Source organism: Phytoactinopolyspora endophytica, from assembly GCF_004138495.1.
Lineage (GTDB): Bacteria > Actinomycetota > Actinomycetes > Jiangellales > Jiangellaceae > Phytoactinopolyspora > Phytoactinopolyspora endophytica.
On record NZ_ML142856.1, the window covers coordinates 289,165 to 293,884 of the forward strand.

Annotated in this window: 3 protein-coding genes and 1 pseudogene; 3 read left to right on the forward strand and 1 reads right to left on the reverse strand. The window is 67.7% G+C overall.

The annotated features are described in order from the left end of the window. The 3 genes from ELR45_RS17645 to ELR45_RS17655 form a co-directional block, all read left to right on the forward strand. A partial coding sequence (locus tag ELR45_RS17645) for a carbohydrate ABC transporter permease (protein WP_205856787.1) occupies positions 1 to 876 on the forward strand: 876 nt, incomplete at its 5' end. Continuing rightward, the gene (locus tag ELR45_RS17650) at positions 873 to 1,760 is read left to right on the forward strand and encodes a carbohydrate ABC transporter permease (protein WP_129667547.1); all 888 of its coding nucleotides are present in this window, start codon (positions 873 to 875) and stop codon (positions 1,758 to 1,760) included. The genes ELR45_RS17645 and ELR45_RS17650, both read left to right, overlap by 4 nt. Before the next feature lie 44 nt (positions 1,761 to 1,804). Beyond that, on the forward strand, positions 1,805 to 4,276 hold the full coding sequence (locus ELR45_RS17655; RefSeq protein WP_205856788.1) for a beta-xylosidase/alpha-l-arabinosidase: 2,472 nt from the start codon (positions 1,805 to 1,807) through the stop codon (positions 4,274 to 4,276). A gap of 128 nt (positions 4,277 to 4,404) precedes the next feature. On the opposite strand, the pseudogene ELR45_RS17660 reads toward ELR45_RS17655, so the two are convergent. Then, positions 4,405 to 4,720: pseudogene (locus ELR45_RS17660) on the reverse strand (hypothetical protein); the annotation flags it as partial.

Below are 4,720 nucleotides of genomic sequence, written 5' to 3' on the forward strand. Positions count from 1 at the left end.
AAGCGCGCGGAGATCCTCTTCTTCGTCACGCCCGCGCTTGCGCTGTTCGTGCTGTTCGTAATCGTGCCAGTGCTCACGGCAGTCCAGATGTCCGTGTACCGATGGCGCGGTTTCGGACCCCTCGAGGACTTCGTCGGCCTGAGCAACTACGTGTCGGTGTTGACCAACGACGTGTTCACCGGCGCGCTGCTCAACAACCTGACGATCATCGTCGGCTCGATCGTTCTCCAGCTACCCCTCGGGCTGGCGATCGCCCTGCTGCTCAACCGGAACATGCGGGGCCAGGGCCTGCTACGCACGATCGTCTTCGTTCCGTTCGTGCTGTCCGAGGTCATAGCCGGCGTCGTCTGGTTCCAGTTGTTGCAGCCACGGTACGGTGTCATCGACACGGTCCTGGATGGCATCGGGCTCCAGGGGCCCGAGCAGGGCTGGCTCGGCGATCCGGACATCGCCTTGTGGACCGTCCTGATCGTGTTGACGTGGAAGTACCTCGGCCTCGCGGTCCTGCTGTTCCTTGCCGGCCTCCAAGGCGTCCCGGACGACCTGTACGAGGCCGCACAGCTCGACGGCGCGTCCTGGTGGCAGGTACAGCGGAAGATCACGATTCCGCTGCTCGGTCCGACCATCCGGACGTGGGCGTTCCTGTCGATGATCGGGTCACTGCAACTGTTCGACATGGTATGGATCCTCACCCGGGGCGGCCCGGCCAACTCGACGACCACGATGGTGACGTTCCTCGTCAACGAAGGCACCAACCGCCAGAACTACGGCATCGCGGGCGCGGCATCGATGATTCTCTTCGTCATCGCTCTCACCATGGCGGTCCTCTACCAGCGGTTCGTCCTGCGCCGGGACACGAAGGAGGCCGGACGATGACCACTGTGACGACGCCCGCTCCACCCACGGAGGCAAGTCCCTCGCGCACCCAGCGACGCCGGGGCGCGTTCTCCGGCGGCAACCCTCTCGTCTACGTGCTCGCGCTCGTCGTCGTCGCGCTCTCGCTCGGGCCGGTGCTCTTCGGCGTACTCGGCGGTTTCCGTACCAACCCCCAGCTCGCCGAGAGCCCGGCAAGCATGCCCGACCCGTGGGTGTTCGACAACTATCGCGAGGCCCTGACCAATCCGGACTTCTGGCAGTTCACGCTGAACTCGACGGCTGTCGCCGTCATCACGACGGTCATCGTGGTGGTCTTCGGCATGATGGCGGCCTTCCCGCTGGCGCGGTACCGGTTCCGGGGACGAGAAGCACTGTTCATGGTGTTCGTCGCCGGGTTGTTGTTCCCCGCCACAGTCGCGGTCATTCCGCTGTTCATCCTCGTCAGTCAGAACCTCCAGCTCAGCAACACCTGGTGGGGTATCGCACTGCCGCAGGCCGCGTTCGCGCTGCCGCTGACCGTCGTCATCCTGCGCCCGTTCCTGATCGCACTACCGGATGAACTCGAGGAAGCGGCGATGATCGACGGTTCGTCGCGCATCGGCTTCTTCTGGCGGGTTGTCGTCCCGCTTTCGTGGCCGGCAATGGTCACCGTCGGTGCAATCGCGTTCGTCCAGTCCTGGAACGCCTACTTACTCCCGCTGTTGCTCCTGCAAGACGACTCGCGCACATTGCCGCTCGGCGTCGCTGACTACTCGTCGGAGTACTCGGCCGACGTTGCCGGCGTCTATGCCTTCACTTCGCTGGCCATGATTCCAGCGCTTGTGCTCTTCCTGATGATGCAGAAACGCATCGTCAGCGGCCTGCAAGGCGCGGTCAAGGGATGACCCCCGAACAACCCCGGACGACACTGGACGAAGGAGCCTGCTCCGTGACGGACCTCGACAACGATCTACCCCTATCGCCCTGGGCGTCCCAGCGCGTGCACGATCTGCTCGCTCAGATGACGCTCGAGGAGAAGCTAGCTCAGCTGGTCGGCTTCTGGGTGGACCGTGGGGTCGGCGCGGACCAGGACGGCCAGGACCACGCAGGGGACGTCGCGCCACTGCACGACACGATGACGGCCGGGGATGTCGCCCCGTTCCAAGGCGAGATGACCTCCGCGATGCGGTCTCTTGAGGAGGCGAGCCGCCACGGGATCGGCCACCTGACCCGGGTATACGGGACCCACCCGGTCGACCCGGCCAAGCGTGCGCAATGGCTGTGGCAACAGCAGCGGCGCCTGCGCTCGGAGACCCGTCTCGGCATCCCGGCGCTGGTCCACGAGGAGTGCCTCACCGGTCTGGCCGCGTGGCAAGCCGCGACGTTCCCGACTCCGCTCGCCTGGGGCGCGTCGTTCGACCCGGACCTCGTGCAGGAGATGGGCGCGGTCATCGGCTCGTCCATGCGGGCACTCGGCATCCACCAAGGGCTCGCCCCGGTCCTCGACGTGATCCGGGATCCGCGCTGGGGCCGTGTGGATGAGTGCATCGCCGAGGATCCGTACGTCGTCGGCACGCTCGGCACGTCGTACGTGCGTGGTCTGCAGTCGGCCGGCGTGCATGCGACGCTCAAGCATTTCGTCAGCTACTCGGCGTCGCAGTCCGGGCGCAACCACGCCCCGGTGCATGCCGGGCCCCGCGAGGTCGCCGATGTCCTGCTGCCGCCGTTCGAGATGGCGTTGTTCGACGGAGACGCCCGCTCGGCCATGAACTCCTACACCGAGATCGACGGCGTTCCCGTCGCCGTCAACGCCGGGCTGCTGACCGGTCTGCTCCGAAAGCAGTGGGGATTCACCGGGACAGTGGTCTCGGACTATTTCGCCGTCGCGTTCCTGGCCCTGTTGCACGGGGTGGCCACCGACCGGGGCGACGCGGCGGCCCAGGCCCTTGCCGCCGGCGTCGACATCGAGCTGCCAACCGGCGACACGTACCTCGAGCCGCTGGCCGAGCGCGTGCGCTCCGGCGTCGTCAACGAGAACCTGGTCGATCGCGCGGTACTGCGCGCGCTTGCCCAGAAAGAGGAGCTCGGCCTGCTCGACGAGACGTTCAAGGATGATCCGCCGGCGACCGTTGACCTGGACTCACCGGACCATCGGGAGGTGGCCCGGCGGCTCGCGGAAGAGTCGATCGTGCTGCTGTCGAACGATGACGTCCTTCCACTGAGCGGCCCCGGGCGGACACCGCCACGTCGTATCGCCGTGATCGGTCCCAACGCCGACCGGGCCGAGGCGCTTCTGGGCTGTTACTCGTTCGTCAACCACGTACTCGCACAGCGACCCGACGTCCCGTTCGGGATCGAGATCCCCACCGTGGTGGACGGGCTGCGCGAGGAGTCAGCCGCCGGGCCGCTCGCGGGTGCGGAGATCGTCGTCGCGCAGGGGTGCGACGTCGACGGCGTCGACCGTTCCGGGTTCGCCGAAGCGTCCGATGCCGCCAGCGGGGCCGACGTGGCCGTGGTCGTCGTCGGCGATCAGGCCGGCTTGTTCGGCCGGGGCACCGTCGGAGAAGGCAACGATGTCGAGACCCTCGACCTGCCCGGCGTCCAACGAGATCTTGTCGAGGCAGTGCGGACGACCGGCACACCGACCGTGCTTGCGGTGCTCACGGGACGTCCGTACGCGATCGGCTGGGCGCTGGACGGTCCCACGGCGGTCGATGCGGTGGTCCAGGCATTCTTCCCCGGAGAGGAGGGTGGCACTGCGATCGCGGGCGTGATCTCCGGACGCGTCAACCCGTCCGGACGGCTGCCCGTCTCGCTGCCGCGATCGGCCGGAGCCCAGCCGTACACGTACCTGCACCCGCTGCTCGGCGGCCCGACCGACGTCACCACCGCCGACGCCAGCCCGGTCCGGGCGTTCGGGCACGGCCTGTCGTACACGACGTTCGCACACGAGGACCTCGCCGTCGACTCGGCGGCGGCCGCCGGCGATACGTTCGTCGCATCGGTCCGGGTCACGAACACCGGCGACCGTCCCGGCGAGGACGTCGTGCAGCTGTACGGCCGCGATGTGGTCGCCTCCGTCACCCGCCCGACGGTCCAGCTTCTGGCCTACCAACGCGTTCAGCTCGGCTCGGGCGAGTCGGCGATCGTCCGCTTCGAGGTCCCCACCACGCGGCTGGCGTTCACCGACCGCCGCATGGTCCGCATCGTCGAACCCGGCGACGTGCAGGTGTGGGTGGGCCGATCCGCCGCCGACAACCGGGCCCGCCCGCTGGCCGAAGGTATCTCCCAGTCGGAGTCCCGGCCGAAGGAGACGGCCGACGACGGTCCAGCACTCGCGACCATCACACTCACGGGAGAGCCGCACGTCGTCACACCGGCCGATGCGCGCTTGGTTCGCGTGAGCGTCGAGCGCGACTGAGCTCTCCGCCGCGGCCGGGACGACGGTGACCGGTCGGCCAGGCCACCGCAGCCAGATCGGCCTGCCGACTCCGAGGCCGGCTCTGTCTGTGGCGGTGCCTAGGGGTGATCCGGGCCGCCATGCGCGCGTCAGAAACTCTGTGGGATCCACCGCGAAGCCGGCGGTTCGGAACCGTTCGCGGCCTCATCTTCGCGATGGAGGGCGATCATCTCGTCGCGGTAGTGATGATCGGCTGTGCCGAGTTCGTCAGCGACCTGGGCACCCTTCTCCCACCACTGCACCAAACCGCGCCCCTGCACCTGGCCCGCTTTGGTATGAACGCAGTGAGCGTAGTCCGGCACCTCGACGAGGGCCTCGCCCAACTGCACCTTGGTAGCGACCCAATCAGCGTGTTCGGAGGCTGTGCGATCCTTCTGCGCTGTCGCGAGCAGACGGACGGCATGA

Excerpts from the sequence above, each read along its gene's own strand:
- ELR45_RS17650 (WP_129667547.1), top strand. The coding sequence starts at position 873 with ATGACCACTGTGACGACGCCCGCTCCACCCACGGAGGCAAGTCCCTCG.